The organism is Pseudomonas sp. LAM2023 (genome assembly GCF_016620375.1).
GTDB classification, from domain to species: domain Bacteria; phylum Pseudomonadota; class Gammaproteobacteria; order Pseudomonadales; family Pseudomonadaceae; genus Aquipseudomonas; species Aquipseudomonas anuradhapurensis.
In genome coordinates this window covers 527,262-551,312 of sequence record NZ_JAENHV010000009.1, presented here as the reverse complement: position 1 = coordinate 551,312, position 24,051 = coordinate 527,262, and the positions used below count along the sequence as shown (strand labels likewise).

The 24,051-nt window shown below is 62.2% G+C and carries 24 protein-coding genes; 18 read left to right on the top strand and 6 right to left on the bottom strand.

The annotated features are described in order from the left end of the window. The first annotated feature begins 818 nt into the window (after positions 1 to 818). On the top strand, positions 819 to 1,151 hold the full coding sequence (locus JKP78_RS24990) for a hypothetical protein (RefSeq protein WP_234454437.1): 333 nt from the start codon (positions 819 to 821) through the stop codon (positions 1,149 to 1,151). 40 nt (positions 1,152 to 1,191) lie between these two features. Here the strand turns inward: JKP78_RS24990 and JKP78_RS24985 are convergent, their stop codons facing one another. Then, positions 1,192 to 2,166, bottom strand: a complete 975-nt coding sequence (locus JKP78_RS24985; protein ID WP_234454433.1) for a fimbrial protein — start codon at positions 2,164 to 2,166, stop codon at positions 1,192 to 1,194. A gap of 357 nt (positions 2,167 to 2,523) precedes the next feature. Continuing rightward, a complete protein-coding gene (locus tag JKP78_RS02520; protein ID WP_200625999.1) occupies positions 2,524 to 2,841 on the bottom strand; it encodes a hypothetical protein in 318 nt (105 codons plus the stop codon). Here JKP78_RS02520 and hflK (JKP78_RS02515) point away from each other — a divergent pair. The 4 genes from hflK (JKP78_RS02515) to JKP78_RS02500 all read left to right on the top strand — a co-directional run bounded on the left by hflK (JKP78_RS02515) (position 2,840) and on the right by JKP78_RS02500 (position 8,933). Next, entirely contained in the window at positions 2,840 to 4,822 is a 1,983-nt protein-coding gene (gene hflK / locus JKP78_RS02515; RefSeq protein WP_200625998.1) for a protease modulator HflK, read from the top strand. The two genes, JKP78_RS02520 and hflK (JKP78_RS02515), sit on opposite strands and share 2 nt — an antisense overlap. After that, a complete protein-coding gene (gene hflC, locus JKP78_RS02510) occupies positions 4,819 to 5,841 on the top strand; it encodes a protease modulator HflC (protein WP_200625997.1) in 1,023 nt (340 codons plus the stop codon). Before hflK (JKP78_RS02515) ends, hflC begins: the two co-directional genes overlap by 4 nt. Beyond that, positions 5,828 to 6,868 carry a protease modulator HflK gene (gene hflK, locus JKP78_RS02505; protein ID WP_200625996.1) on the top strand — a complete coding sequence of 347 codons (1,041 nt, stop codon included), beginning with the start codon at positions 5,828 to 5,830 and terminating at the stop codon, positions 6,866 to 6,868. Before hflC ends, hflK (JKP78_RS02505) begins: the two co-directional genes overlap by 14 nt. A gap of 70 nt (positions 6,869 to 6,938) precedes the next feature. Then, a complete protein-coding gene (locus tag JKP78_RS02500; RefSeq protein ID WP_200625995.1) occupies positions 6,939 to 8,933 on the top strand; it encodes a heavy metal translocating P-type ATPase in 1,995 nt (664 codons plus the stop codon). Here the strand turns inward: JKP78_RS02500 and JKP78_RS02495 are convergent. Next, entirely contained in the window at positions 8,912 to 9,949 is a 1,038-nt protein-coding gene (locus JKP78_RS02495) for a GGDEF domain-containing protein (RefSeq protein ID WP_186684994.1), read from the bottom strand. The two genes, JKP78_RS02500 and JKP78_RS02495, sit on opposite strands and share 22 nt — an antisense overlap. 76 nt (positions 9,950 to 10,025) lie before the next feature. Beyond that, positions 10,026 to 10,691, bottom strand: coding sequence for an SOS response-associated peptidase (locus JKP78_RS02490; RefSeq protein ID WP_200625994.1), 666 nt, complete (start codon positions 10,689 to 10,691; stop codon positions 10,026 to 10,028). Positions 10,692 to 10,799: 108 nt separating this feature from the next. Here JKP78_RS02490 and JKP78_RS02485 point away from each other — a divergent pair, with 108 nt between their 5' ends. After that, positions 10,800 to 11,093 (top strand): hypothetical protein, encoded by a 294-nt coding sequence (locus tag JKP78_RS02485; protein WP_186684998.1) that lies wholly within the window; start codon positions 10,800 to 10,802, stop codon positions 11,091 to 11,093. Between the two features lie 122 nt (positions 11,094 to 11,215). Then, positions 11,216 to 11,662, top strand: a complete 447-nt coding sequence (locus JKP78_RS02480; RefSeq protein ID WP_186684999.1) for a structural protein P5 — start codon at positions 11,216 to 11,218, stop codon at positions 11,660 to 11,662. 42 nt (positions 11,663 to 11,704) lie between these two features. Here the strand turns inward: JKP78_RS02480 and JKP78_RS02475 are convergent, their stop codons facing one another. Continuing rightward, on the bottom strand, positions 11,705 to 13,072 hold the full coding sequence (locus JKP78_RS02475) for an HD domain-containing phosphohydrolase (RefSeq protein ID WP_186685000.1): 1,368 nt from the start codon (positions 13,070 to 13,072) through the stop codon (positions 11,705 to 11,707). Positions 13,073 to 13,166: 94 nt separating this feature from the next. Here JKP78_RS02475 and JKP78_RS02470 point away from each other — a divergent pair, with 94 nt between their 5' ends. The 4 genes from JKP78_RS02470 (at position 13,167) to JKP78_RS02455 (ending at position 17,066) form a co-directional block, all read left to right on the top strand. Next, positions 13,167 to 14,171: a cytochrome c peroxidase gene (locus tag JKP78_RS02470; protein ID WP_200625993.1), complete on the top strand. Its 1,005-nt coding sequence runs from the start codon at positions 13,167 to 13,169 to the stop codon at positions 14,169 to 14,171. Beyond that, positions 14,168 to 15,979, top strand: a complete 1,812-nt coding sequence (locus tag JKP78_RS02465) for a DAHL domain-containing protein (protein WP_200625992.1) — start codon at positions 14,168 to 14,170, stop codon at positions 15,977 to 15,979. The genes JKP78_RS02470 and JKP78_RS02465 overlap by 4 nt, the downstream gene beginning before the upstream one ends. Positions 15,980 to 16,121: 142 nt before the next feature. After that, positions 16,122 to 16,595, top strand: coding sequence for an anti-virulence regulator CigR family protein (locus JKP78_RS02460; RefSeq protein ID WP_186685003.1), 474 nt, complete (start codon positions 16,122 to 16,124; stop codon positions 16,593 to 16,595). 141 nt (positions 16,596 to 16,736) lie between these two features. Then, entirely contained in the window at positions 16,737 to 17,066 is a 330-nt protein-coding gene (locus JKP78_RS02455) for a hypothetical protein (protein WP_189665669.1), read from the top strand. A 58-nt stretch (positions 17,067 to 17,124) separates the two neighbouring features. Here JKP78_RS02455 and JKP78_RS02450 read toward each other — a convergent pair whose 3' ends face one another. Further along, positions 17,125 to 17,331 (bottom strand): hypothetical protein, encoded by a 207-nt coding sequence (locus tag JKP78_RS02450; RefSeq protein WP_186685004.1) that lies wholly within the window; start codon positions 17,329 to 17,331, stop codon positions 17,125 to 17,127. 227 nt (positions 17,332 to 17,558) lie between these two features. Between JKP78_RS02450 and JKP78_RS02445 the strand changes: the two genes are divergently transcribed. The 7 genes from JKP78_RS02445 (at position 17,559) to JKP78_RS02415 (ending at position 24,005) form a co-directional block, all read left to right on the top strand. Continuing rightward, complete coding sequence (locus JKP78_RS02445) at positions 17,559 to 18,539, top strand: quinone oxidoreductase family protein (RefSeq protein ID WP_200625991.1); 981 nt, start codon at positions 17,559 to 17,561, stop codon at positions 18,537 to 18,539. Between the two features lie 13 nt (positions 18,540 to 18,552). After that, positions 18,553 to 19,401 (top strand): TauD/TfdA dioxygenase family protein, encoded by an 849-nt coding sequence (locus JKP78_RS02440; RefSeq protein ID WP_186685007.1) that lies wholly within the window; start codon positions 18,553 to 18,555, stop codon positions 19,399 to 19,401. A 54-nt stretch (positions 19,402 to 19,455) separates the two neighbouring features. Beyond that, entirely contained in the window at positions 19,456 to 20,508 is a 1,053-nt protein-coding gene (locus tag JKP78_RS02435) for a 3-keto-5-aminohexanoate cleavage protein (protein WP_200625990.1), read from the top strand. A gap of 188 nt (positions 20,509 to 20,696) precedes the next feature. After that, positions 20,697 to 22,013 carry an MFS transporter gene (locus tag JKP78_RS02430; protein ID WP_200625989.1) on the top strand — a complete coding sequence of 439 codons (1,317 nt, stop codon included), beginning with the start codon at positions 20,697 to 20,699 and terminating at the stop codon, positions 22,011 to 22,013. After that, complete coding sequence (locus JKP78_RS02425; protein WP_200625988.1) at positions 22,010 to 22,663, top strand: DsbA family oxidoreductase; 654 nt, start codon at positions 22,010 to 22,012, stop codon at positions 22,661 to 22,663. Before JKP78_RS02430 ends, JKP78_RS02425 begins: the two co-directional genes overlap by 4 nt. Continuing rightward, positions 22,660 to 22,986 (top strand): Rieske (2Fe-2S) protein, encoded by a 327-nt coding sequence (locus JKP78_RS02420; RefSeq protein WP_186685015.1) that lies wholly within the window; start codon positions 22,660 to 22,662, stop codon positions 22,984 to 22,986. The genes JKP78_RS02425 and JKP78_RS02420 overlap by 4 nt, the downstream gene beginning before the upstream one ends. Then, entirely contained in the window at positions 22,983 to 24,005 is a 1,023-nt protein-coding gene (locus JKP78_RS02415) for a YeiH family protein (RefSeq protein WP_186685017.1), read from the top strand. The genes JKP78_RS02420 and JKP78_RS02415 overlap by 4 nt, the downstream gene beginning before the upstream one ends. Positions 24,006 to 24,051: the final 46 nt, after the last annotated feature.

Here is a 24,051-nt window from a genome sequence, read left to right as displayed (position 1 = left end):
TGGGTGCGGTTCGTTGGAAGGCACAACGCTACCTTTGGGGGATGAAGGCCCATTGCCTTCCTCAAGGAGTCGAGTCATGACGTTGCGGTTCCCGAAAAGCTTCAAGGTCGCGCCGGGCGCGCGTATCAACCGTAAGCGTTCGCTGAAGTCACCTTGCATGGCTTGGGCGCGCATCGACTTGGCTGAATGCGCGCGAGACAGGATCGCCCTATGATTCGGTGAGTCCACGTCTGATAATGCCTCGGATATCAATATTCAACGCAGGGCCAATAATGGACTACCGTGCAACTCGCTACGCCGTATTTGCCATTCCCTTCTTCGCAATGTGCCAGCCAGTACAAGCATCGACGTGGCAAATTTGCCGTATGGAGCTACATATCACTGATGTGTTGAAGCGTCCCTATCCAAAGCTACAGGCCCAGGTCGTGAAGGTAAGCCAGGCATCGATCACGGCAGAATGCCCGGAAAAGGGGGCGACTATCACATTCGTACCGGAAACTGCTGATTACCAAAGCACGCTCCCACGCAGGCAGTGGCCCAAAAAAGGCCAGTTGATGCACATCAACTACCGATATCTGGATGGGACGTGTAAGGGCGATGGTCATCCCCATGAGTGCCGTATTGAACACTACCCCTTAGCGGGTACTTGGTAAGCGTCCGACAAACACATATTCGCCACATGCAGGTCGAAGCACTTGCGGCGAGCATGGGCCAATGCAGCCGATTTCGGTGATAGCCATCCGTGCAATCATCAGGTTTGCCTGCAGTCGGTACGAGGGCGTGGCTACCGCTGGGTCCCACCGCATGAGCAGACCGGCGTGGCCATGGAGGAGTTAGGGCGAAACGTTCGCAAGGTGTTCCGCAGCACCGGACAGAAGCTGAGAAACCTGCGCATCACCGAGCTTACCGACGACCAGCGACGGGATAACCTGGATCAGGTGGCGAAGTTCTCCGCGCTGCGCGGGATGGCAACTAAGACCTTGCGCTGGCTCTGCCGACTGTGCTGCTGGATAACGGCAGCCAGCACAGCGACAATCCCCATAAAACGTATGAGCGCCGCCGGCGACAACGTTACGATCTGGCCGGGATATGACACACTGATCCGCTCACCGCCACGTGGCAGGGAAGTGGCTAAACGTAAAGCGCACTGACGTTCACCGCTATCGGGAAACCGCCACGCCCAGGCAGTAGTCACAAATAGTTCATAACGAAGGTCACTTCGCTGTTGGCGGAACCCGCGCTCATTCCCTCATCGTATTGGCCGGCATCCCCATTCGGCAGGGTACGAATATACTTGGCACTGAGGGGTATGGAGAAGTTTCCACCGTCTGTTGAGTATTCATTGAAGACATAGGTTTTGTCGAGTTGTATGGGGGTCTGATTGCCGTCAAGCAATTGCAGTGCTATACCTTTTGCTGTTGAGCTTGTATTTAATTTGATAATGCCGAGTGCGCCGTCCACTGCAGGGGCGCCTGAGGTGGCAGACAAGCTATAGCTCACTTTTCTGATTCCGCTCGGGCAGTTGTTTAGTTTTATATTGAAGGCTTTGGGTGGTGTGGCATTTCCACTTCTTGAAAATACGCTAAGGTTGTGCTCGCCCATATCAACGGCAATGTTTGGAGTTTCGCACGATTGAAGTATAATGGAGGAGCTTTTGTCTATCGTCATGGCTAAAGGTCTTAAGCTCGCCGATTCTACTTGCATATACCCTAGGGTCCCAGCCGGAATGGTTGCGCCTGGTGAAATATCTCCAGTTTTAACTATGCGTAGGGCGTGTGTAGTGTTATTGAAACCGTATCCTCCAGGGTTTTGAGTGATTCCGCTGCCAAATCCATTATATCCTTTACCATCATAAATCCATTGCCACGAAAGCCCCGTACTTCCTATTGGGAAATAAGTTGACGTTGAGTCCGTTCCTATATTGTTTTTAACCCCGGTCGTGAATGTGGTTGTGCAATTAAACGATGCACTGCCATTAAAAGTTTTAGCCGGGGATTCGTAAATCACGGTGTTGACCGCTGCGTCTCTGGGGATGGAAAGCGTGGAGGGTATACTTATACTTATCTGTTTTTGTGAATGGCCGTCGTAAAACGCGCACGCTGCAAACGAGAGCGAAGGTGCAGCGAAAAAAATACAAGCTGCCAGTGATGTAATAGGTTTAATCATTTGCCGAGCCCCTCAACGAATTTCCAGTTGAATTCGGGGTGCTCGGTCGTTAAACGATGGTAAGCCTCGTTTAAGCGGATGCTCTCTGTCTCGCTAGATGTTTCGTTTAAGGTGTCATGAGATAATGAAACGCACGCAGAAATAGTTAAGAATATACTTGATATAACTATATTCCAGCCATCATAATGCTTGCTTGCTTGCTTGCTTATAAGTTTGCCTTGAGTCTCGCATGGTGCATGCTCGGTAAATGGATGCGCCAAGTTACGCCGAGACCCGCCATACGCTTAATCAGACAATTCTGATAGTCAGCAGAGTCGAACTGCCAAAGATGACTTGCCGCTGGAAGCCCACCCGAGGTCAGCCTTCCGGTTGCGCTGATTGACCCTCAACCAACGTAGATTCCTCGCTTCGCACATTGCCAACGGCCGTGCTCACCTGGTGGCACTCAAAGGTCTCGGCCGGTGCGCCGAGATTGAGCATCCGTTGCCCGGCGTGCTCGCTTGGCATGTCTGCTCCAATCCACCGAATATCCTGCTCGTTCAGCAGCAGTAGCCATCGCTCAACGTTAAACAGATTTTTTACATCCTTTGTTATAACGTTACGGAGCTGTTGCAAATTGTTACCGGTCTTCCGAGGAGCTGACTCGCGGTGGCCGGTATTTTCAGGAGTGTTCATGAGCGTCGATCTAGACACCGAGGCCACTGCCCTCGATGGGTTCCCCCGTTTCCAGCGCGCGCCGGCGCACGCGCGCAAACTGGTGCAGTTGACCTATCTGGCACTGGCAATCGCCACGCTGCTGATGATGCTACAGGGCCTGGTCGGGGTATTCAGCCCGGACTCCCATTGGTTGGTCCTGCTCGCCGTCAATGCCGCTGCGCTGTTGCTGTTGGCTGCGGCTGCGCAATCTGCCTGGCGGGTAGCCAACTGGCGCGCGACCCTGCTGGGCGAGACGCCGTCGCAGCTGGCGTTCTGGCGCAGCGCTGCGGTGGAAACGGCCGAGTCGCAATCGCTCAGCCGTTTCGATCGCTGGTGTGCGCAGGTTGGCGAAGCGTGCCGGCGGCAATTGCACAAGCTTGGCGCAGAGACGCCTTGGCTTGTTGGCCTGGCAGGGCTGGCGCTGCTGTTGGTCAACAATGCCTGGCGCCTCGATTTGCCTGTACCGCTGGTTGCCGGCCAGGTGACCTGGGTGGCGATCGGCATCCTGGCCGTGTTCGCGTTCTGCCTGGTTGTGGCCGAGCGCCACCTGATGGGCGAAAGCGCAGCGACCTGGCCCGAGGCCAGGGCTCTCGCGGCGATGATACGGGTAGTCATCGCCGTGCAGGTAGTGACCATTGGCTGCCTGGCCTTCATTGACGGCGAACGCCTGTGGCCGGCGCGCCTGGCGGTTTTGATCAGTGTGCTGCCTGGGCTGGCAGCGCTCGAGCTGTTGTCGCGGGCAGGGCTGGCGCTGTTTCGCCCCTGGCGCCCAGGCGAAGAGCCTGCGCTGGTAGCGCGCAGCCTGGTCGGCGACATGCTGCAATGGCCACCGCGCCCGATCACCGTGCTGCAGAACGAATGGCATCAGTGCCTGGGTATCGACTTGCGCCAGGTATGGGCCTTTGCCTTCATGCGCAAAGCGTTCGTGCCGGTAGCGGCGCTAGTGGCGGTGGTCGGTTGGTTGTTGACCGGCATCGTCGAAGTGCCGATGAACAATCGCGGCGTATATGAACGTTTTGGCAAGCCGCTGGAGGTGTATCAGCCGGGCCTGCATGTCGGCCTGCCTTGGCCTTTTGGCAAGGTACTGGAGGTAGACAACAGCATCATCCATGAGCTGGCCACCTCCGGCGCGGCCAAGGCGGCGGACACCTTGGCCGCCGCCGAAGGGCCAGCGCCGGCAGCGGCCAACCGGCTGTGGGATGCCACCCACCTGAGCGAGAACTCACAGGTGATTGCCGGCGCCGAGGGCGGGCGCCAGGGCTTGCAGATCGTGAACATGGACGTGCGTTTCATCTACCGTATCGGCATGAGTGACGCGGCGGCCCTCGCGGCAACCTACCACAGCACCGACGTTGCACAACTGTTGCGCAGCGTTGCCAACCGCGTGCTGGTCCACGATTTCGCTGGCCGGTCGCTGGATGGCTTGCTCGGCGCCGAGCGTGCGGCGCTCGGCCGGGACATAGGCCGTGCGGTGCAGGCCGACCTGGACCGAATGGACAGCGGCGTGGAACTGCTGGCCACCTCAGTGGAGGCAATTCACCCGCCAGCGGGCGCGGCTCATGCCTACCATGCCGTGCAGGCTGCGCAGATCACCGCCCAGGCGCTGATCGCCCGCGATCGTGGGCAGGCCATGCAGACGCTCAACCAGGCGCGCTTCACGGCAACATCGCTGACCGACAAGGCCACTGCCGAGGCGCACGAAACCGAAACCGCGGCCAACACCGCCGCGCTGCGATTCGCCGCCGAACGTACCGCGTGGCAGCACGCTGGCCAGGCTTTTCTGCTGGAGCAGTACCTGGAGCGTTTGTCCCAGGGGATGGCCGGGGCAAGCAGCCTGATTATCGACCACCGCCTGGCGGCAACCCAGGCACCGACCTTGGACCTGCGCAGCTTCGCTGTGCCTGTCGACCCTACACCGGCAGTACCTGCATCCGGACGCACCCAGGAGCGTAACCAGTGAATTCCCATTCTACCCATGGTCATGACCACAGCCATGACCACAGCCATAGCCACGGTCATGAGCATGACCATGATCATGCCCCCGCAGTTGCCCGGCCGGCCTGGCTGCGCCTTGGCGTGGCATTGCTGCTTGTCCTGGTGATGGCGGCGACAGCGTGTTTTGTCCAGGTGCGGGTAGGCGAGGCAACCGTCATCACGCGCTTCGGCAACCCCTCACGCGTGCTGATGGAGCCTGGCCTGGCCTGGCGCTGGCCGGTGCCGTTCGAGGCAGCGGTACCGGTCGACCTGCGCCTGCGCACCACCTCGAGCGGGCTGCAGGATGTCGGTACCCGCGATGGCCTGCGCATCATTGTCCAGGCCTACATCGCCTGGCAGGTAGCACCCGACCCACAGCGCATCCAGCTGTTCATGCGCTCGGTGCAGAACCAGCCGGACGAGGCGGCGCGGCAGATTCGCACCCTGGTGGGTTCGGCACTGGAAACCACGGCCAGTGGCTTCGAATTGGCAGACCTGGTCAATGTCGACGCCAGCCGGGTGCGTATCGATGCGTTCGAGCAGCGCCTGCAGGACCGGATCGATCAGCAACTGCTCAACACTTATGGGGTACGTGTGGTGCAGGTGGGGATCGAGCGCCTGACCCTGCCCAAGGTTACCCTCGATGCCACCGTCGACCGTATGCGTGCCGAGCGCGAAACCATCGCCACCGAGCGCACTGCTGAAGGCAAGCGCAAGGCTGCGGAAATCCAGTCGGCCGCCGAGCGTGACGCCAGGATCCTGCAAGCCGACGCGAACGTGAAGGCCGCGCAGATCCAGGCCCAGTCGCAAGTACAGGCGGCGGACATCTATGGCAAGGCATACGCCGGTGCGCCAGAGCTGTACACCTTGCTGCGCTCGCTGGATACCCTGGGCTCGGTGATCAACCCTGCTACGCGCCTGGTGTTGCGCACCGACGCGGCGCCGTTCCGTGCGCTGGTGGAGGGGCCGGCGTTGCCGGCTGGAGCTGACCATGGCCATCGCTGAACAGCTGTCGTCGCGGTTACCCGACGGCCCGTGGTTGCAGTCCGCGCGCATCGGCTTCCTGGTGCTCTACGCGGTGACCCTGCTGGCGGCAGTGGGCTGGCTGTTCGGCAATGTGCGCCAGGTGGGTCCGGAAAGCCGCGCAGTGGTGTTGCGCCTCGGCGCCGAAGCGCGCATCCAGAATGCCGGCTTGCTGCTGGCATGGCCACAACCGTTCGAGCAGGTGGTGATGTTGCCCTCGGCGGGGCGGGTTACCGAGCGTCGGGTCGAGGTGCTGCTGCGCTCCGAGCTGGCGCAGAAGTCCGACAAGGACGGCACCCTGGCCAGTGACGCCACGGCAGGCTCCGGCTTTCTCCTGACCGGCGATGCCGGCGCCGTGCAGATGGACGTGCGGGTGTTCTACACCGTGACTGACCCGTATGCTTTCGCGCGCCAGCGGCCGCATGTCGAGGCCGCCCTGGACCGCCTGGTAGAGCGTAACGCGGTGCTGATCTGCGCCTCGCGCGACATGGATGCGATCCTGGTGGCGCGCCCTGAACTGGTTGGGACGGATGCCCAAGTGGCCGAGCACCGCGAACAACTTCGCGGCGACCTCCAGCAGGGCATCAATGCCAGCCTGGCGCGCCTGCGCTCGGCCGGGGCCAGCCTGGGGGTCGAAGTGGCGCGGGTCGACATCCAGTCCTCCTTGCCTTGGTCCGCGGTCAGTGCGTTCAACGCTGTGCTCACCGCCAGCCAGCAGGCCGAGCAGGCGGTGGCAAAAGCCCGCAAGGACGCCGCACGGCAACTGCAGCAGGCCACCCAGGCAGCAGACCGCACCGTACAGGTGGCCCAGGCCGAGGCCAGTGAGCGCCTGGCGCGAGCCCAGGCCGAGACGGCGACGATCGTCGGTTTGACGCAACAGCAGGATCCGCAACTGTTGCAACGCCTCTACCAGGAGCGCGTACCGGCAATTCTTGCCCGTGCAGGCGCGGTTACCACCGTCAACAAGGATGATGCCGGGCACATGATCTTGCAGGGGCCAAAGCCATGAGCGCAGTGCCTTGCCCACTCGTTCCTTGCCGGCCCGCCCCGGTTCACGTTCATTTCTGGAGCTGCTCGCGATGAGTACCCATCACTGCCATGGCCATGGGCATCACCATCATGCTCACACCCACCTCACCTCGGGCTTGCTGTCGCAGGCCGAACGACGCACGGCCGGCCGCCAGCTGATCCTGGCAATGCTGGCGCTGGGGCTTCTGGGGTTGGGGCTGGTCTGGCGCTGGCTGGCACCGACCCAGGAAGGGGTCAGCCAGATGCTCCTGGGCGTTGCCTCGCTACTGGTAGCCATCCCGGTTTTGCGCGCGTCGTGGCACAGCCTGCTGCATCCTAGCCTGCACGGTATCACCGACCAGCTTATCGGCTTGGCCATGCTGGGCGCCTGGGCGACCGGTGACCTGGCCACCGCGGCACTGCTGCCAATCATCATGATCTTTGGCCATGTCCTCGAAGAGCGCAGCGTGCTGGGTGCGCAGGAAGCCATTGCCGCGCTTGGGCAACTGACCCGCAGCCATGCGCGCCTGATCGGTGCCGATGGCCAGGTGCGCGAGGTCGATAACGCCAGCCTTGCGCCTGGCGACCAGGTCGAGGTCCGTGCCGGCGACCGTGTGCCCGCCGATGGCCGGGTCGTCGCAGGGCAGGCCAGCCTCGATACTGCGGCCATCACCGGTGAGTCGGTCCCGCAGGAAGTCAGCCCTGGCATGGATATCCATGGTGGCTCGATCAACCTCGATGGCCTGTTGCGCGTGGAGGTGACCCGCGTCGGCGAGGACTCTACCTTGGGCAAGGTGATCGCGCTGATGCAGCGCGCCGAACAGGCCAAGCCGCCAATCACGCGGCTGCTCGAGCGGTACGCTGGGCGCTACATGGTTCTGGTGCTGCTGATCGCCGCCGCGACCTGGTTCATTACCCGCGATGCGCAGGCCATGCTGGCCGTGTTGGTGGCGGCTTGCCCGTGTGCATTGGTGCTGTCCGCGCCGGCGACAGCGGTGGCAGGCATTGCCGTTGCTGCTCGGCACGGCATCCTGATTCGCGGGTCGGCCTTTCTCGAAGAGCTCGCCGACCTGTCTTCGCTGGTGATCGACAAGACTGGCACCCTGACCTACGGCGACCTGCGCCTGCACAGCGTGGTCGGCCTCTCGAGCCAGTTGTCGCAGGCCGCTGTCATCGAGCTGGCCGCCAGTCTCGGTGCGGCCAGCAGCCACCCGGTCAGCCGGGCCCTGGCGTCGTTGGTGACGCACGACCGGCATCTGCCGCTGGTGGATGTTCAGGAGCGCCAGGGCTTTGGCGTAGTGGCCCGCGCGGTCGAGGGCGAAGCCGCATTGGGCCGCCCGGAGCTGTTCAGCCAGTTGGGCATTGAAGTGCCCACGCTGCCTGAACATGATGGCCCGATTGCTGGCTTGGCCCTGAATGGCCGGTTTCTGGCCTGGCTGCTCCTGGCCGACAATGTGCGCGCCGAAGCCGCCGAGGCGATGCAGCAGTTGCGAGAACTGGGCCTTGAGCGCCAATTGCTGTTGACCGGTGACCGCAAGCGTGTGGCCGAATCGATCGCCGCCCAGGTTGGTATCGCGCGGGTGGTAGCCGAAGCACTGCCAGAAGACAAAATGCATCAGGTCAACCATGAGCTGCAGATTGGCCTGCGGCCGCTGGTAGTCGGAGATGGCATCAATGATTCACTGGCGCTGAAAGCCGGTGTGGTGGGGGTGGCGATCGGTGCGGGCGGCGCTGATATCGCGCTGGCCGCAGCGGATATCGTGCTGATCAACGGTGACCTGCGGCGCCTGGGCACCTGCATCCGCCTCAGCCGCCGCTGCCGCCGCACCCTGCAGGTGAACGTGCTGATCGGCCTGGGCTGGACCTTGGCCATTGTCGTGGCGGCAGCGTTTGGCATCCTCGGGGCAGCAGGGGCAATGGTCGCGGCGTTGTTGCACAACCTCAGCACATTGCTGGTGTTGACCAATTCCGGGCGTCTTTTACGTTATGACGAGAGGCACAGGGAGCACAGCCGCCTGTTGCCAGCCCCGGAACCACGCTCCGCTCATGCCGGCGGCGCCCGGTAGACGACCTGGTCACGCCCTTGCTGTTTGGCCATGTAGAGCCCTGTGTCGGCGCGGTTCAGCGCATCCTCCATCGTTTCGGCGTTGGCGAACAGGGTGCAGCCTATGCTCAGGCTGACGTTCAATTGACCATTGGCCAACTGCATCGGTGCGCTACCGACCAGTTCACGGATTCGTTCGGCGATGCGCCGCAGCTCTTCGCCGTCCTTGACCTGCAATATGGCGACAAATTCTTCACCGCCATGGCGCACCAGCAGGTCATCGGGGCGAAGTGCCGCGCGCAGACGCCGGGCACATTCGCAGAGCACTTTGTCGCCGCCGGAATGGCCGTACCGGTCATTGATGGATTTGAAATGATCCAGGTCTGCATAAATTGCACCCAGCTGTAAGCCATTCTGTTCGGCCAATCGCCGCTGATGCCCTTCAAAGGCCGCCAACGCGCCGCGGTTCCACAGTTGAGTCAGCGGATCGAGCAAGGCTTTGCGCTGCTCGCGATCCATTTCAAGGCGTAGATCGCGGTTGACCTGCGCCAGGGCCCGTAGTTGCAGGTAGCCTTCCGCGAGTGTGGCCAGGTCCTTGAAATTCGCTTGCTGGGCTTTGCTGAGCTCACGCGGGCGAGGGTCGAACATGCACAGCGTACCGATGGCTTTGCCGTTTCCGGCGCGCAAGGGGTGGCCGGCATAGAAGCGGATATAGGGTGCGTTGAGTACCAGCGGGTTGTCGACGAAGCGCGTATCGTGCCTGGCATCCGGGACCATCAAGGTATCTTCGCCGAGAATGGCGTAGCCGCAGAAGGAGACACTGCGCGTCGTCTCGCTGGCCTCGAGCCCTATACGCGCCTTGAACCACTGGCGGTCCTGATCGATGAGGCTGATAAGCACCGTGTCGACGTGGGCCAGGTCCTGGGTGAGCCGCACCAGGGTATCGAGGTAATGCTCGGCAGGCGTGTCGACCAGGTTCATGTCGTCGAGTGTGCGCTGGCGCAGCGCTTCGTCTACGGGCAAGGGGCAAGCTGGCATATCAGGTCTCCATTCCTCGGTTCGCTGCTTCTGGAGCTGGCATCTAGGTACGACGATAAAACAAGCACAGCATAGGTCATGACAGCGGAACGATAAGTTCAGCGCCCTGGTTGCGCACATTTCCCACGGCCGGGCTCACCCGGTACCATTCGAAGTGCTCTGCGGGCTCACCCAGGTTGAGCACCAGTTGCTCCGCCTGCTCGCTCGGCATGGCGGCGACGATCCACGCGCGAGCCAGTTCTGGCGAGAGCACGACAGGCCTGCGGTCGTGCACATCCACCAGGCCGCCTTGGGCATCGGCGGTGATGATCACGAAGCCGTCGCAGGCGGTGCCGGCAAATTGGCCAATCGATGCACACAGGGCAGGGCGCCCATCCCGGCGGCGGATGTAATAGGGCTGTTTCCGCGGCCCGCCTTCATCGACCCATTCATACCAGCCGTCGACTGGCGTGATCGCCCGGTACGGCCAGATAGCCCGGAAGAAAGCGCCGTGCGCCACTTTTTCCACACGGGCATTGATCGGCGCTGCGCGGTCAGTCGCCCAGTGTGGCCGCCATCCCCATTTCACCAGGTCTGCGCGCAGGCCTCCGTGATCCACCCGCAGCACGGCCACCGGCGTTGTCGGCGCGATGTTGTAGCGACCCAGGGGCTGCTCGCCGACATTGTTCTGCCAGGCCCCCGGCAAGCTCAGGGTGGTAACGAAGTCATGGATGCCGCGGTACTGGCTGAGCCTGCCACACATACGTCGCCCTCTTGCCTTGGCGAGTAAGCATAGCCCGCCGAATGGTACTGGTGCGGTGCTGTCTGCGGGTGCTCAAATACTGTATCGATATACAGTATCTGGTGCAGCATGTATTTCCTCATCGTACGCCGCCGGGCGCGCGGCATCGCCATACCGTCCGACCAGTTGAGAAAGGTGCCGGCATTACGCGCCGACGTTCACATTGGCGATCACCACAGCGAACCGCTGGGGCGGGTTTCCACCCAGGCCTGGGTGTTCAACCCGACGCCCGGGCCCGACATCATTCCGCGGCTGCACGATGCCAAGGTCAACGGCATGGCCCAGCTCGGGATGAACATCAATGGCGTCGAGGAGATCGACGGCGTGCTGTTCGCCCAGTCCTGGTGGTGCCGGGCGGAATGACGAGCAGATTGCGGCAAGCTGCCATTTGGCGGGGATTTTCCTGCCTGGAGAAAACTCATGGGTTGCGCCGTCATCAACAGCAGTGACGGCAGTACGGATCAAGCGGTACAGGAGGGCTCCTGATGAGTACGCCACGTGGCATACGCAACAACAACCCCGGCAACATCGACTTCAACCCGCGCAACCCCTGGCAAGGGCAGCTGGGCATGGAAGAGGGCGTGGCGCGGCCGCGCTTCGCGCGTTTCGACCAGCCGGAAAACGGCATCCGCGCCCTTGCCAAGCTGCTCATCAACTATCGCGGCAAGGACGGTATGCCCGGCTTGGGCGCAAAAGGCATCGATACCGTGCTCGAGGCCATCAGCCGCTGGGCGCCGACTAGCGAGAACGACACTCGCGCCTATGCCGAAGCGGTGGCCCGCAACCTGGGCGTGCGCAGCACCGAGCCGATCGACCTCAGGCACCCCGCTACGCTGCGGGCGATGGTGCTTGGCATCATCATTCAAGAGAACGGTGACAACCCTTACAAGGCGCAGGTGATCGACGAGGGGGTGCGCAGGGCGCTCTTGTGACGGGCCAATCGTCTTTGCGTTGTGCTGGCTGGAACCCTTGGGTCAGCCTGCCACTGCGGGTGCTGGCTGAGCGCTGCCGGCCTCCTCGGGAATCCTGACGAACACGCTGTATTTGCCGCCTTCCATTTCTTCGAAGGCAATCAGTTTCTTTACCAGCAGGCCGCTCAGGACCTTGCCGGCATTCAACAGCAGCATGCCGTTGTCGGCATGAAGGTTACGCGCCAATATCATGCCTTCGGCCAACTCGTGCGTGCCCAACACCTTGATGGCCGGGTCGGTCAAGGTGATGTCGCGCATATACTCGGCGCAGACGTTGACGAAATCTTCCACCAGCTCTGGGTCGTACAACTTTCCGGCATATTTGCGAATGTACAGCAGGGCTTCATCGCTATTGAGCTGGCGCTCCAGGACCAGCCCGCGCTGCAACTCGATGAAGTCCACGGCCATTTTCAGCCAGCGGGCCCCCAATGGAATTGCCTCGCCCTTTAGATGGCCCGGAAAACCGCTGCCGTCCCAGCGTTCCTGGTGGTGCAGGATGAGTTGCGCGGCTTCTTTCATGGGGTCCAGGGTCATGACCAGCGCTTCGCTCTGTTTCGGGTATGAGCGGTACAGTTCGCGTTCCTGGGGTGCAATGAGGTCGGCTGGGCAGGTGAGCATGCTGTCGGTCCAGCTCATCTTGCCGATGTTGTACAGCGCAGCCGCCATGGTCAGGTTGCGGCAGGTCGCGTCGTCCAGCTTATGGCTGGTGCAGTACACCTGTATCAGGTCGATGACTTGCCGGTTGGTCTGCTTGGCCTTGGGCAGGCGCATGTTGCCCAATTGCGAAAAGAATTCGGTGCTGGTCACGTAACTGCGCTTGAGCTCTTCATAGGCAAGGTCAAGCATGTCGGCGGTCTGCTGCAATTCGGCGGTGCGTGCGGCTACGCGCTGTTCAAGGCTCTCGTTGAGTGCCTTGAGTTGCTGGAGCTGAACCCGAGTGAGTTGTTCCAGGCGTTTTCGCTCGCTTTCCGAATGTTGGTGGGCCAGCGCCTGACGCAAGGCGACCAGCAGCTCTTCGTCATTCCAGGGTTTGCTGATGTAACGATAGATATGCCCGTCGTTGATGGCCTTCGCGATGGTGTCGGTATCAGCGTAACCGGTCAGCAGAATGCGCAACGTGTCGGGATACCGCTCATGCACGTGCGCCAATAGCGTGGCACCGTCCATGTTCGGCATACGTGCATCGCTCATCACCAGGTTGATCGGGCGCTGTTGGAGAAGCTGCAGGGCATCGGCGCCGCTTTCGGCGAGGAGGACTTCGTACGGCTGGCTGCGTAGCAAACGACGTAGGCTGTTGAGAATCGAGGGTTCGTCGTCCACCAGAAGTACTACGGGCTTGTCTGTGGTGCCATCGGTAACGGGTTGCTCCATGAATCGCTCCTTGCCGGTTTCAGCCAGACTGCTCCCTGGCTACAGCCTAGATGACATTTGCTTCTGCCGTTAGCTTTTGTCGGTTGGCCTCACTATGCTCGGAGGCAACGTGCATCTCGCCAGGGAGGGTTGTGCTGTGCCGACCAGTCTGCAGCTTCGCATCATTGCCACGCTGCTTGTGCCGTTGCCGGCATTGGCGTTGGCCCAGAACATCGGTGGGCCACTCACGCCGCTGCCGGCAGTACCGAAGCTTGACCCCGCGCGGGTAGAGCTGGGCCGCAAGTTGTTCAATGACGCACGATTGTCGCCTGACAACAGCCAATCCTGCGCCGATTGCCATCGCCTGGATCGGGGGGGCGCTGACGGGCAGGCCCGCTCGTCAGGTGCCGATGGCAAGCCTTTGGCGGTCAATACCCCCAGCGTTTTTAATGCCAGCCTGAACTTCCTGCAGTTCTGGGATGGGCGTGCGCAATCGTTTGAGGGGCTGGTACACCTGGTTAGCGGCAGTTCGACCGAAAAGGACAATGACTGGGGAGCGGTCGTCCAACGCATTGCCAACGACCCGGCCTATCGCGCCGGGTTTGCCGACGCCTATCGCCAGCCAGTGACCGCCCGCGGCATCGAAGACGCACTGGTTGCCTACCAGCGCACCCTGTTGACACCGGATTCACGCTTTGATCGATACCTGCAGGGAGACACCAGCAGCCTCAGCCTGGATGAGAAGCATGGCTACCAACGCTTCCAGGAATACGGATGTATCGCCTGCCACCAAGGCGTGAACATTGGGGGCAACATGCTGCAAAAATTCGGCGTTTTCGATGATTATTTCGCCAACCGTGGCAACGTTACGCAGGCGGATAAAGGGCGCTACAACGTGACCGGCGACCCGGAGGACCTGTACCTGTTCAAGGTCCCCAGCCTGCGAAACGTAGCGGTCACTGCCCCTTACTTTCATGACGGTTCGGCACCTACCCTGGAAGCCGCTGTCGACGCCATGTTCCATTATCAGTTGGGGCGCACGCCAAGAGACGGTGACAAAGCGCTGATCATCAAGTTTCTCCAGACCCTCACCGGCCAATGGGAGGGCAAACCGCTATGAAGCTCAATGCCCGGCGCAGTCTGCTGCTGTTGGCTACCTGCGTGATGTTGCTGGCGTCCGTATTGGTCTATCTGTACTGGATGTCCAGGTCCGATGAGAGCGGTACCTATGCCCAGGCGCGTGACCTGATTCGCCAGATCAAGCAATACGACGCCCAGTGGGAGAGCGCAGTGCTGAAGGCACGCACCACCACCAATTACAATTATGACCCGCTGGTGCTGCCGTTGATGGACATGAAGCGGCTGTGGCAGGCGTTCCACAAGCTGGAAGGGCGCCACCAGAAAACGGCCACGCCTGCCTGGCAAGCGGCCATTCGCGACTACCAACAGGCCTTTGACGACAAGGTCCTGCTGGTGTCGCGCTTCAAGACGCACAATGCGATTCTGCGCAACTCACTGGCTTTTCTCCCGGGTGCAGCCGATGTCATCCAGGCGCATCTAGGCCAACTGGTCGATGCCGACACGCTTCGCCTGCGCAGGATCACCAGCGACACCTATGACTTGATGCTCAGCAGCCTGGAGTTTGCCCAAACCACGACCGATGACAAAGCTGCCGATATCCTCGTTGGCTTGAACGATCTTGCGGTCAACAAGGAGCGCTTGCCTGTCGATTTTCAGGTACCCATCGATACCATCAGCAAACACATAGAATTGATCCTGCGCGAACAACCCAAGGTCGATCAATTGCTGGAAGCGATCGAGGCGGTGCCGATCGCCGAGCGTCTGGACGCCATTGCCCTGATGCTGGACCACGACGAGCAGGCCGCGTTGCTCACGTCTCAGCGATACCATTTCTACCTGCTGGTGTTTTCCACCCTGCTGGTTTTGCTGCTGCTGTACATGGGGGTGTGGCTGATGCGCAGCTATGCCGAAATAAACCGGGTGAACCGAGCGCTGCTCAGCGCCAATGACGAACTGGAGCAGCGGGTTGAACGGCGCACCCAGGCCCTTAGCCAGGCTAGCGCAGCACTGCAACGTGAGGTGGATGAACGCCGGCTGCTCGAGAACCAGTTGGTCCAGTCGGAAAAGCTCGCCTCGCTTGGCCAACTGGCTGCCGGCGTCGCCCATGAGGTCAACAACCCGATTGGCTTCGTTTCATCCAACCTCGGCGCGCTGGATGACTATTTCGGCCGTTTGCAAAACATACTCAAGGCCTATGCCGACGCGGAAAACAACCTGGTTCCGGAGGGCCTCAGCGCGAAGCTGGCGAAATTGCGCACGGAAATCGAACTGGACTACCTGCTGGAGGACATCCCGGCGCTGATCCGCGAATCCAAGGATGGCATCAGTCGCGTTGCGCGGATCGTCAAGGACCTCAAGGACTTTTCCCGGGTAGACGCCAGCCAGGACTGGCAGCTGGCAGACCTGCATCAAGGCATCGAGTCGACCTTGAACATCGTTGCCAGCGAACTCAAGCACAAGGCGGAGCTGGTCAAGGACTACCAGCCATTGCCGCAGGTGGAATGCCTGCCGTCGCAGATCAATCAGGTGGTGATGAACCTGCTGGTCAATGCCACCCAGGCGATGGGCGCCGAACGCGGCAGGATTACCCTGCGAACCGGCGCCAATGACGAGTGGGTGTGGATCGAAGTCGCGGATAACGGCTGTGGCATTCCTGCCGAGAGCCTGCAGAAGATCTTCGACCCGTTCTACACGACGAAGCCCGTCGGCCAGGGCACCGGGTTGGGGCTGTCACTTTCTTACGGCATCATCAGGCGCCATGGTGGTGAGATCCACGTGGCCAGCGAGGTGGGTGTCGGTACGACATTCAGGGTTGAGCTGCCTATCCGTCAGGCCCGTTCGGCCTGACCCGGGAAACGTGCGGACGAGGGCGATACAGCTGGGTTCTGCCGGTGTACAACGCCCAGGCCTTCGCGCTCGAGCCAGGCTGTGCCGGCACCGGTGCTTGGTCTACAGTACTGGAACGACTCCCTAGCGTAAGGAAACAGATATGGCAAAGCGTCGATGGTCGGTAGTTGCACTGGTTACCTCGATCGCCTTGGCAGTGGGGCCTTCCCTTTCCTTTGCCGACCCGGGTAACGGTAAGGGGCAGGGCCATGGCAAGAACCAGCATGTCCAGGGCCAACACGGGCAGGGTCAGGGCCAAGGCCAGCAAGGTCAAGGCCATGGTGGCGGTAGTGGCGGGTATGGCCACCCTTCGATCGACCATGGCTACGTGCTCGACATCCTGGCCGGCCACCGCAGTTACTGGAACGCCGGGCCGGCACTGCCCCCGGGTATCCAGAAGAACCTGGCCCGTGGCAAACCACTGCCGCCGGGTATCGCCAAGAAGCTCGATGGCCGGCTGTTGGGGCAGCTGCCGCATTACGACGGTTATGAGTGGATGCAGGCAGGTGTGGACCTGATCCTGGTGGCAGTCGCGACTGGGATTATCTACGAGGTATTGCACGGCGCCCTGGATTGAAGCGAACCGGCCGCCCCGCAAGTGCTCACTGACCTGCGGGACCGGCCCTTGGTGCATTGGCCAGGTCCATCAACTTTGGTTGATTAGTATCCGCGCTCGGCCCCCGTTAGAATACCGCGTGTTCTCCACGGCCAATTGCAAATGTCTACCTTTCGTATCTTTCTCGTCTCGGTGCTGGCTACCGGCCTTGTCGGTTGCGCGACCCCTGGCAAACCCACCGCCAGCAAGCTGACCCACAAATCGCCCCAGCAATATGCCGCCTGTGTACTGCCGAGATGGCAAGCGCTGGCGCCTCAGGCGACACAAAAGTCCATCGCCCACGGTTATCGACTGACAGCACCCAGCGCCGTGGCATCCGACGATGTGCTGGACGTGGTCGACTATCGCCAGGGCAGCCGCGCTACCTTCTACAAAGGCAGCTTCCTGTCAGGCGACAAATTGCGGCAGGCCGCCAAGGAATGCCTGGACTGAGTTCGATAGCCTGAGCCGACCACGCCAGTTAGCCGGGCATAGCGCCTGACGGCCGCGATCATCCGACATCAAAGCGCTTGTTCATTCGCTCGCACTGCAGCTGCGCGTCGCTCCTGCTGGGATAGCTGGGCTTGAGCCGTTCCTTGGCCTGGTTGTCGTAGATGTCGAAGCCTGGGCAAACGGTCGCGAGGTAATCGCGGCCACCCAGGCTGAACGACTCCTTTTCGATCGGCACAGCCGGAACGATGACGAATCTTGGTTGCATGTTGTGTGCCTCCCCAGGCAGAGCTTTAAGTATTAGTCTGGCCAAGGGTAACCATCAAGGCAGCTCATGAATAAATGGCAGGGCGCGCAGTGCGGCTCGACCGTCCAGCTGTCATGAAATGAAAACCCGCTGTCGTCCGATGCGAAGCACCCTCGACGCCAAGGGCATACAGTCCAATCACCCAGAACTGACGCCTCGCGTCCAGATCGATGATTGGAGAGACAAGCATGTCCAAAGTCGTACGTTTCCATCAGACCGGTGGCCCCGAGGTACTGCGCTACGAGGACGTTGAAGTCGGTGAGCCCGGCCCGGGGCAGGTGCGCTTGCGCCAGGTGGCGGTCGGCCTGAACTACGCCGACACCTATTTTCGCAACGGTACCTACCCGATCCCGCTGCCCAACGGCATTGGCGTGGAAGCTGCCGGCGTGGTAGAGGCAGTGGGTGAGGGCGTGAGCCAGGTCGCGGTCGGTGACCGGGTCACCTACACCGGCTTTCTCAATACCCTCGGTGCCTATTGCACCGAGCGCCTGATTCCGGCGGCTGTGCTGATCAAACTGCCGGACACCATCGCTTTCGAAACGGCCGCCGCCATGACCATGCGTGGGCTGACCAGCGCCTACCTGTTGCGGCGGCTGCATGACTTCAAGCCTGGCGACAGCCTGCTGTTGCACGCTGCCGCGGGCGGGGTTGGCCTGATCGTCGCGCAGTGGGCGCGCTTGCTCGGGCTGAACGTGATCGGCACCGTGTCCACCGAGGCCAAGGCCGAAGTGGCCCGCGCGCATGGCTGCACCCATGTCATCAACTACAGCGTCGAGGACGTGGCCACGCGCGTGCGTGAGCTGACCGACGGGGTAGGGGTCAACGTGGTGTTCGACAGCGTCGGCAAGAGCACCTTCATGGGCTCGCTCGATTCACTCAAGCGCCGTGGCCTGATGGTCTGCGTCGGCACCGCTTCGGGCACGATCCCGCCCTTCGATCCGCAGCTGCTGGCGATCAAGGGCTCGCTGCAGCTCACTCGCCCGGCGTTGGCCGACTTCATCGCCGACCCGGCAGAAAAGGCCGACCTGGCCGGCGAGCTGTTCGATCACGTCAGTAGCGGGCGCATCCGTATCGAAATCAACCAGCATTACGCGTTGCAGGATGCCGTCCAGGCCCACCGTGACCTGGAAGCGCGCAAGACCACCGGCTCGTCGATCTTCGTCATCTGAAGAGGGCAACAGCATGCACATCGAACAACTGACCTGCGCGATCGGTGCGGAGGTGGCTGGGGTCAACCTGGCCGATGCGGTCCATGACGACGACCTGTTCGCCGAGCTGCGCGCACAGTTGCTCCGCCACCGTGTGTTGTTCCTGCGCGACCAGCACTTCAGCCGCGCCGAACACGTCGCCTTTGCCCGCCGCTTCGGCGACCTGGAAGACCACCCGGTGGCCGGCAGCGACCCGGAGCACCCGGGGCTGGTGCAGATCTACAAGCGCCCGGACCAAGCCAACGACCGCTATGAAAATGCCTGGCACACCGATGCCACCTGGCGCGAGGCACCGCCCATGGGCTGTGTGCTGCGTTGCATCGAATGCCCGCCAGTGGGTGGCGACACGATGTGGGCGAACATGGTGCTGGCCTATGAAAACCTGCCAGACGATGTGAAGGCCAGGATCGAAGGCCTGCGCGCCCGCCACAGCATCGAGGCCAGCTTTGGCGCGGCCATGCCACTGGAAAAGCGCCTGGCGTTGAAGGCGCAGTTCCCTGATGCCGAGCACCCGGTGGTGCGCACGCACCCGGAAACCGGCGAGAAGGTGTTGTTCGTCAACGCTTTCACCACCCATTTCAGCAATTACCACACCCCGCAGCGGGTGCGCTTCGGCCAGGATGCCAACCCCGGCGCTGGCGACCTGCTGCGCTACCTGATCAGCCAGGCCTACCTGCCCGAGTACCAGGTGCGCTGGCGCTGGACGCCCAACAGCGTGGCGATCTGGGACAACCGCAGCACCCAGCACTACGCCGTCATGGACTACCCACCGTGCCATCGCAAGATGGAGCGCGCCGGGATCAAGGGCAGCGCTACGTTCTAGGTCGGCCGCCATGATCGGCGGCAACCGCACAATAACAATAGCGAGGATTACAGCATGCAATTCTTCGACGATTCGTTGCACCCGGAAAACATGGAAAAGGTGGTGATCACCGTGGCCCCCTATGGCCCGGAGTGGATGCCCGAAGACTTCCCCGAAGATATCCCGCTGACCATGGACGAGCAGGTGCAGAAGGCCGTCGACTGCTATGAAGCAGGCGCCACCGTGTTGCACCTGCACGTGCGTGAGCTGGACGGCAAAGGCTCCAAGCGCCTGTCCAAGTTCAACGAGCTGATTGCCGGGGTGCGCGAAGCGGTGCCGGACATGATCATCCAGGTCGGCGGGTCGATTTCCTTCGCCCCGGAAAGCGAGGGCGAGGCGGCCCAGTGGCTGTCGGACGACACCCGGCACATGCTCGCCGAGCTGACGCCACGCCCCGACCAGGTGACCGTGGCCATCAACACCACGCAGATGAACATCATGGAGCTGCTGTACCCTGAATACCTGCACGGCACCTCGTTGGCCAGCCCGGCGATCCATGCCGCCTACAGCGAGATGACCGTGCCGGCCGGCCCGGCCTGGGTCCGCGAACACCTGCGTCGCCTGCAGGCCAGCAACATCCAGCCGCATTTCCAGCTGACCGGCATGCACGCCCTGGAGACCCTCGAGCGCATCGTTCGCCGCGGTGACTACATGGGCCCGCTGAACCTGACCTGGATCGGCATTGGCGGCGGTTTCGACGGCCCCAACCCGTTCAACTTCTTCAACTTCATCCACCGTGCGCCAGACGGTTGTACCCTCACCGCCGAATCGCTGCTGAAGAATGTGCTGCCGTTCAACACCATGGCCCTGGCCATGGGCCTGCACCCGCGCTGCGGCAACGAAGACACCATCATCGACCAGCGGGGCAAGCGCTTCACCTCGGTGCAGCAGATCCAGCAGACCGTGCGCGTAGCCCACGAGCTGGGTCGGGAGATCGCCACGGGCAAGGAAGCCCGCGCTATCTACCGCATCGGCCAGCAGTACGACAGCATCGAGCAGACCCTCAAGGCCAATGGCATGGCGCCCAACCGCCAGCCGGGTGTGAGGGGTGTGCCGCAGCGCGGCTGATGCTGATACGGCAGGCCTGGCCTCTTCGCGGGCATGCCCGCTCCCACAGGTGCGGCACTGGCCCAAAGGTCGACGCAGTCCCTGTGGGAGCGGGCGAGCCCGCGAAGAGGCCCGCAAAAGCAACATGAATGTTGGCTGTAGTCCATAACAACAAGAACAACCTCACGCCCCGCACCCAAGGAGGCAACATGGCCACCTACCTCGCCAGTGCCGAATATTCCGGCACCGACACCGCCCACAGCGTCCCTCGGCGCTATGCCTGGGTGGTGTTCGCCCTGACCTTCGGCCTGCTGATCTCCGACTACATGTCACGCCAGGTGCTCAACGCGGTGTTCCCGCTGCTCAAGGGCGAATGGGCATTGAGCGACAGCCAGCTCGGCCTGCTCAGCGGTATCGTCGCGCTGATGGTCGGCCTGCTGACCTTCCCGCTGTCGCTGCTGGCCGACCGTTTCGGCCGGGTGCGCAGCCTGGTGCTGATGGCGGTACTGTGGAGCCTGGCCACCCTCGGCTGCGGCTTGGCACAGGACTACCCGCAAATGTTCATCGCACGCTTTCTGGTCGGGGTGGGCGAGGCCGCTTATGGCAGTGTCGGCATCGCCGTGGTGGTTGCCGTGTTCCCCCGTGACATGCGCTCGACCCTGGCCGGTGCGTTCATGGCCGGTGGCATGTTCGGCTCGGTCCTGGGCATGGCGTTGGGCGGCGTGTTGGCCCAGCACCTGGGTTGGCGCTGGGCCTTCGCCGGCATGGCCTTGTTCGGTCTGGTGCTGGCGATGCTGTACCCGCTGATCGTCAAGGAGGCGCGCATAGCGCCGAAGTGCGCGCAGCAGTTGCAGGGCAACGCCGGCCGACCGCTGCGCAGTCTGTACAACAGCCGTTCGGTGATCGCCGCCTATGTCGGCAGTGGCCTGCAGCTGTTTGTCGGTGGCACCGTGATCGTGTGGATGCCCAGCTACCTGAACCGCTATTACGCCATGGGCACTGACCGCGCCGGGGCGATTGCCGCAATCATCGTGCTGTGCAGCGGCATCGGCATGATCCTCTGCGCCATGCTCTGTGACCGCCTCGGGCGGCAGCACCCTGATCGCAAGATCAGCCTGGCCATTGCCTATTGCCTGGGCAGTTGCGCGTTGCTGTCGCTTGCTTTTGCGCTACCAGCAGGTACCGCGCAACTGATACTGATCGGCCTGGGCATGATGATTGCCGCCGGCACCAACGGCCCATCCAGTGCCATGGTCGCCAACCTCACCCACGCCGCGGTGCACGGCACCGCGTTTGCCACCCTGACCCTGGCCAACAACCTGCTGGGCCTGGCCACCGGGCCACTGATCACCGGGCGCGTTTCCGACCTGATCGGCCTGCAGGCCGCCTTCCAGCTGGTGCCGCTGATGAGCCTCGGCGCGGCACTGGTGTTCTTCCTTGCCAAACGGCATTACCAACCTGACATGGAGCGTCTGCATGCGCCGGCCCATCACATGGCTGACGCACCCCGGGAGTTGAAACCGTGAAGCTATTGTTATCCGTCGAAGTGTTCTTCGATTTTGTGTGTCCGTGGTGTCTGATTGGCCAGCGGCACCTGCAGGCTGCGCTGTTGCTGTTGCAGCGCGAACGGCCACAGGTGCGCGTGCACTTGCAATGGCGCGGGGTGCAGTTGTTGCCTGGCTTGCCAGCCAGTGGCCTGCCGTTCCATGCGTTCTACCTGCAGCGCCTGGGCAGCGAGGAGGCGGTACGCGAGCGCCAGGCCCAGGTGCGTGCTGCCGCCTGCGTGGTCGGCGAGGACATCGACTTCTCGCGTATTCGTCGCATGCCCAATACCGGCAATGCCCACCGGCTACTGCAACGGGCCGCCGGGTTGCTGGACGCAGCGCGACAGGAAGCGTTGCTGGCGCAATTGTTCATTGCCTATTTCCACCAGGGCCGCGACCTGGGGGATAGCCGCGTCCTGCTCGACATCGCCCAGCGTTGCGGGCTGGAAGCGGCGCAGGTAGCCGGTTGCCTGCGTGACGATGGCAGTCCGTTCCTTGATGGGGCAGGGCGCGCAGGCAGCAGCGTGCCGCGTTTTCGCGTCAACCAGGGGCCGCTGATTGCTGGCGCCCAGCCTGCCGAGGTGCTGTTCGCCGCCATGACAGACGCGTTGCAACAGGTCGAACGGGCATGAGCCGGCGTATTGCAGTAGGTCCCGGCCAGGTACCGCAACGTAACGGTCGTGTACTGCTGACCTGTGAAGGCCGCAGCGTGGCGCTGTTCAACGTTGCCGACGCGCTCTATGCCATCGATGACAGTTGCCCGCACCAGGGCGCGTCGTTGTGCGGTGGGCGGCTCGAAGGCCGGGTCATCCAGTGCTGCGCGCATGGCTTGCGGTTTGACCTGGCCAGCGGCTACCTGGTCAATTCCAGGGCGCTGAAGGTCACCAGCTACCCGGTCGAGCAGCAGGGCGGGCAAGTCTACATCGTGTTCGACAACGAGGAGGCTGGGCGATGATTACTCTGGCACTGAGTGCTACCCAGCAACGTATCCGCACGCTTGCCCCCGGGGTGGTGGTCAGCCTGATCGTCGGTGCCGCGGCCAGTTTTCTCAGCGAACACTATGCAGCGCCGGTCATGCTGTTTGCCCTGTTACTGGGGATGGCACTGAACTTTCTGGCGGTCGATGGTCCCTGCAAGGCCGGCATCGAATTTACCGCCCGCACGGTACTGCGCCTGGGTGTGGCCTTGCTCGGCATGCGCATCACCCTGGACCAGATCGCCAGCCTGGGCTGGAAACCGGTGGCCCTGGTGGTTAGTTTGGTGGTGGTAACGATCCTGGCCGCGGTAGTGGTGGCCAAGGCGCTGGGCTTTTCACGGCTGTTCGGCCTGCTTACCGGCGGTGCGACGGCCATTTGTGGCGCCTCGGCGGCGCTGGCGCTGGCCGCCGCCTTGCCCCAGCACCCGCGCAAGGAGCATGCGACGCTGTTCACCGTGATCGGCGTTTCAGCGCTGTCGACCCTGGCGATGATCCTGTACCCGATGATTGCCCAGTGGCTGCACTTGTCCCCCGGGCAGGCCGGGGTCTTCCTTGGCGCGACGATCCACGATGTGGCGCAGGTGGTGGGGGCGGGCTACAGCCTGTCTACCGAGACCGGCGACATTGCCACAGTGGTCAAGCTGATGCGGGTGGCGATGCTGTTGCCGGTCATTGTCTGCGCGGCCATGATTACCCGCCACCAGGGCCTTGAAGCAGGTGGTCAGCGGCCACCCTTGCTGCCCTGGTTTGCGGTCGGCTTCCTGCTTCTAGCCTGCGTCAACAGCACAGGGTGGGTGCCAGCGGCGGTGCAGGGCGGCATCAATGAGCTATCGCGTGGCTGCCTGGTGGTGGCGATCAGTGCCCTGGGTATGAAGACCCAGCTCAAGGCGCTGGCCTCGGTCGGCTTCAAACCCATTGCACTGATGGTCGGGGAGAGCGTGTTTCTGGTGCTGTTGGTGCTGGCGCTGATGCACGTGGGGCTGCAACCTTCCGCCTGACGCACTCACTGGTAGGAGCGGCTGCAGCAGCGATCACCGGCAAAGC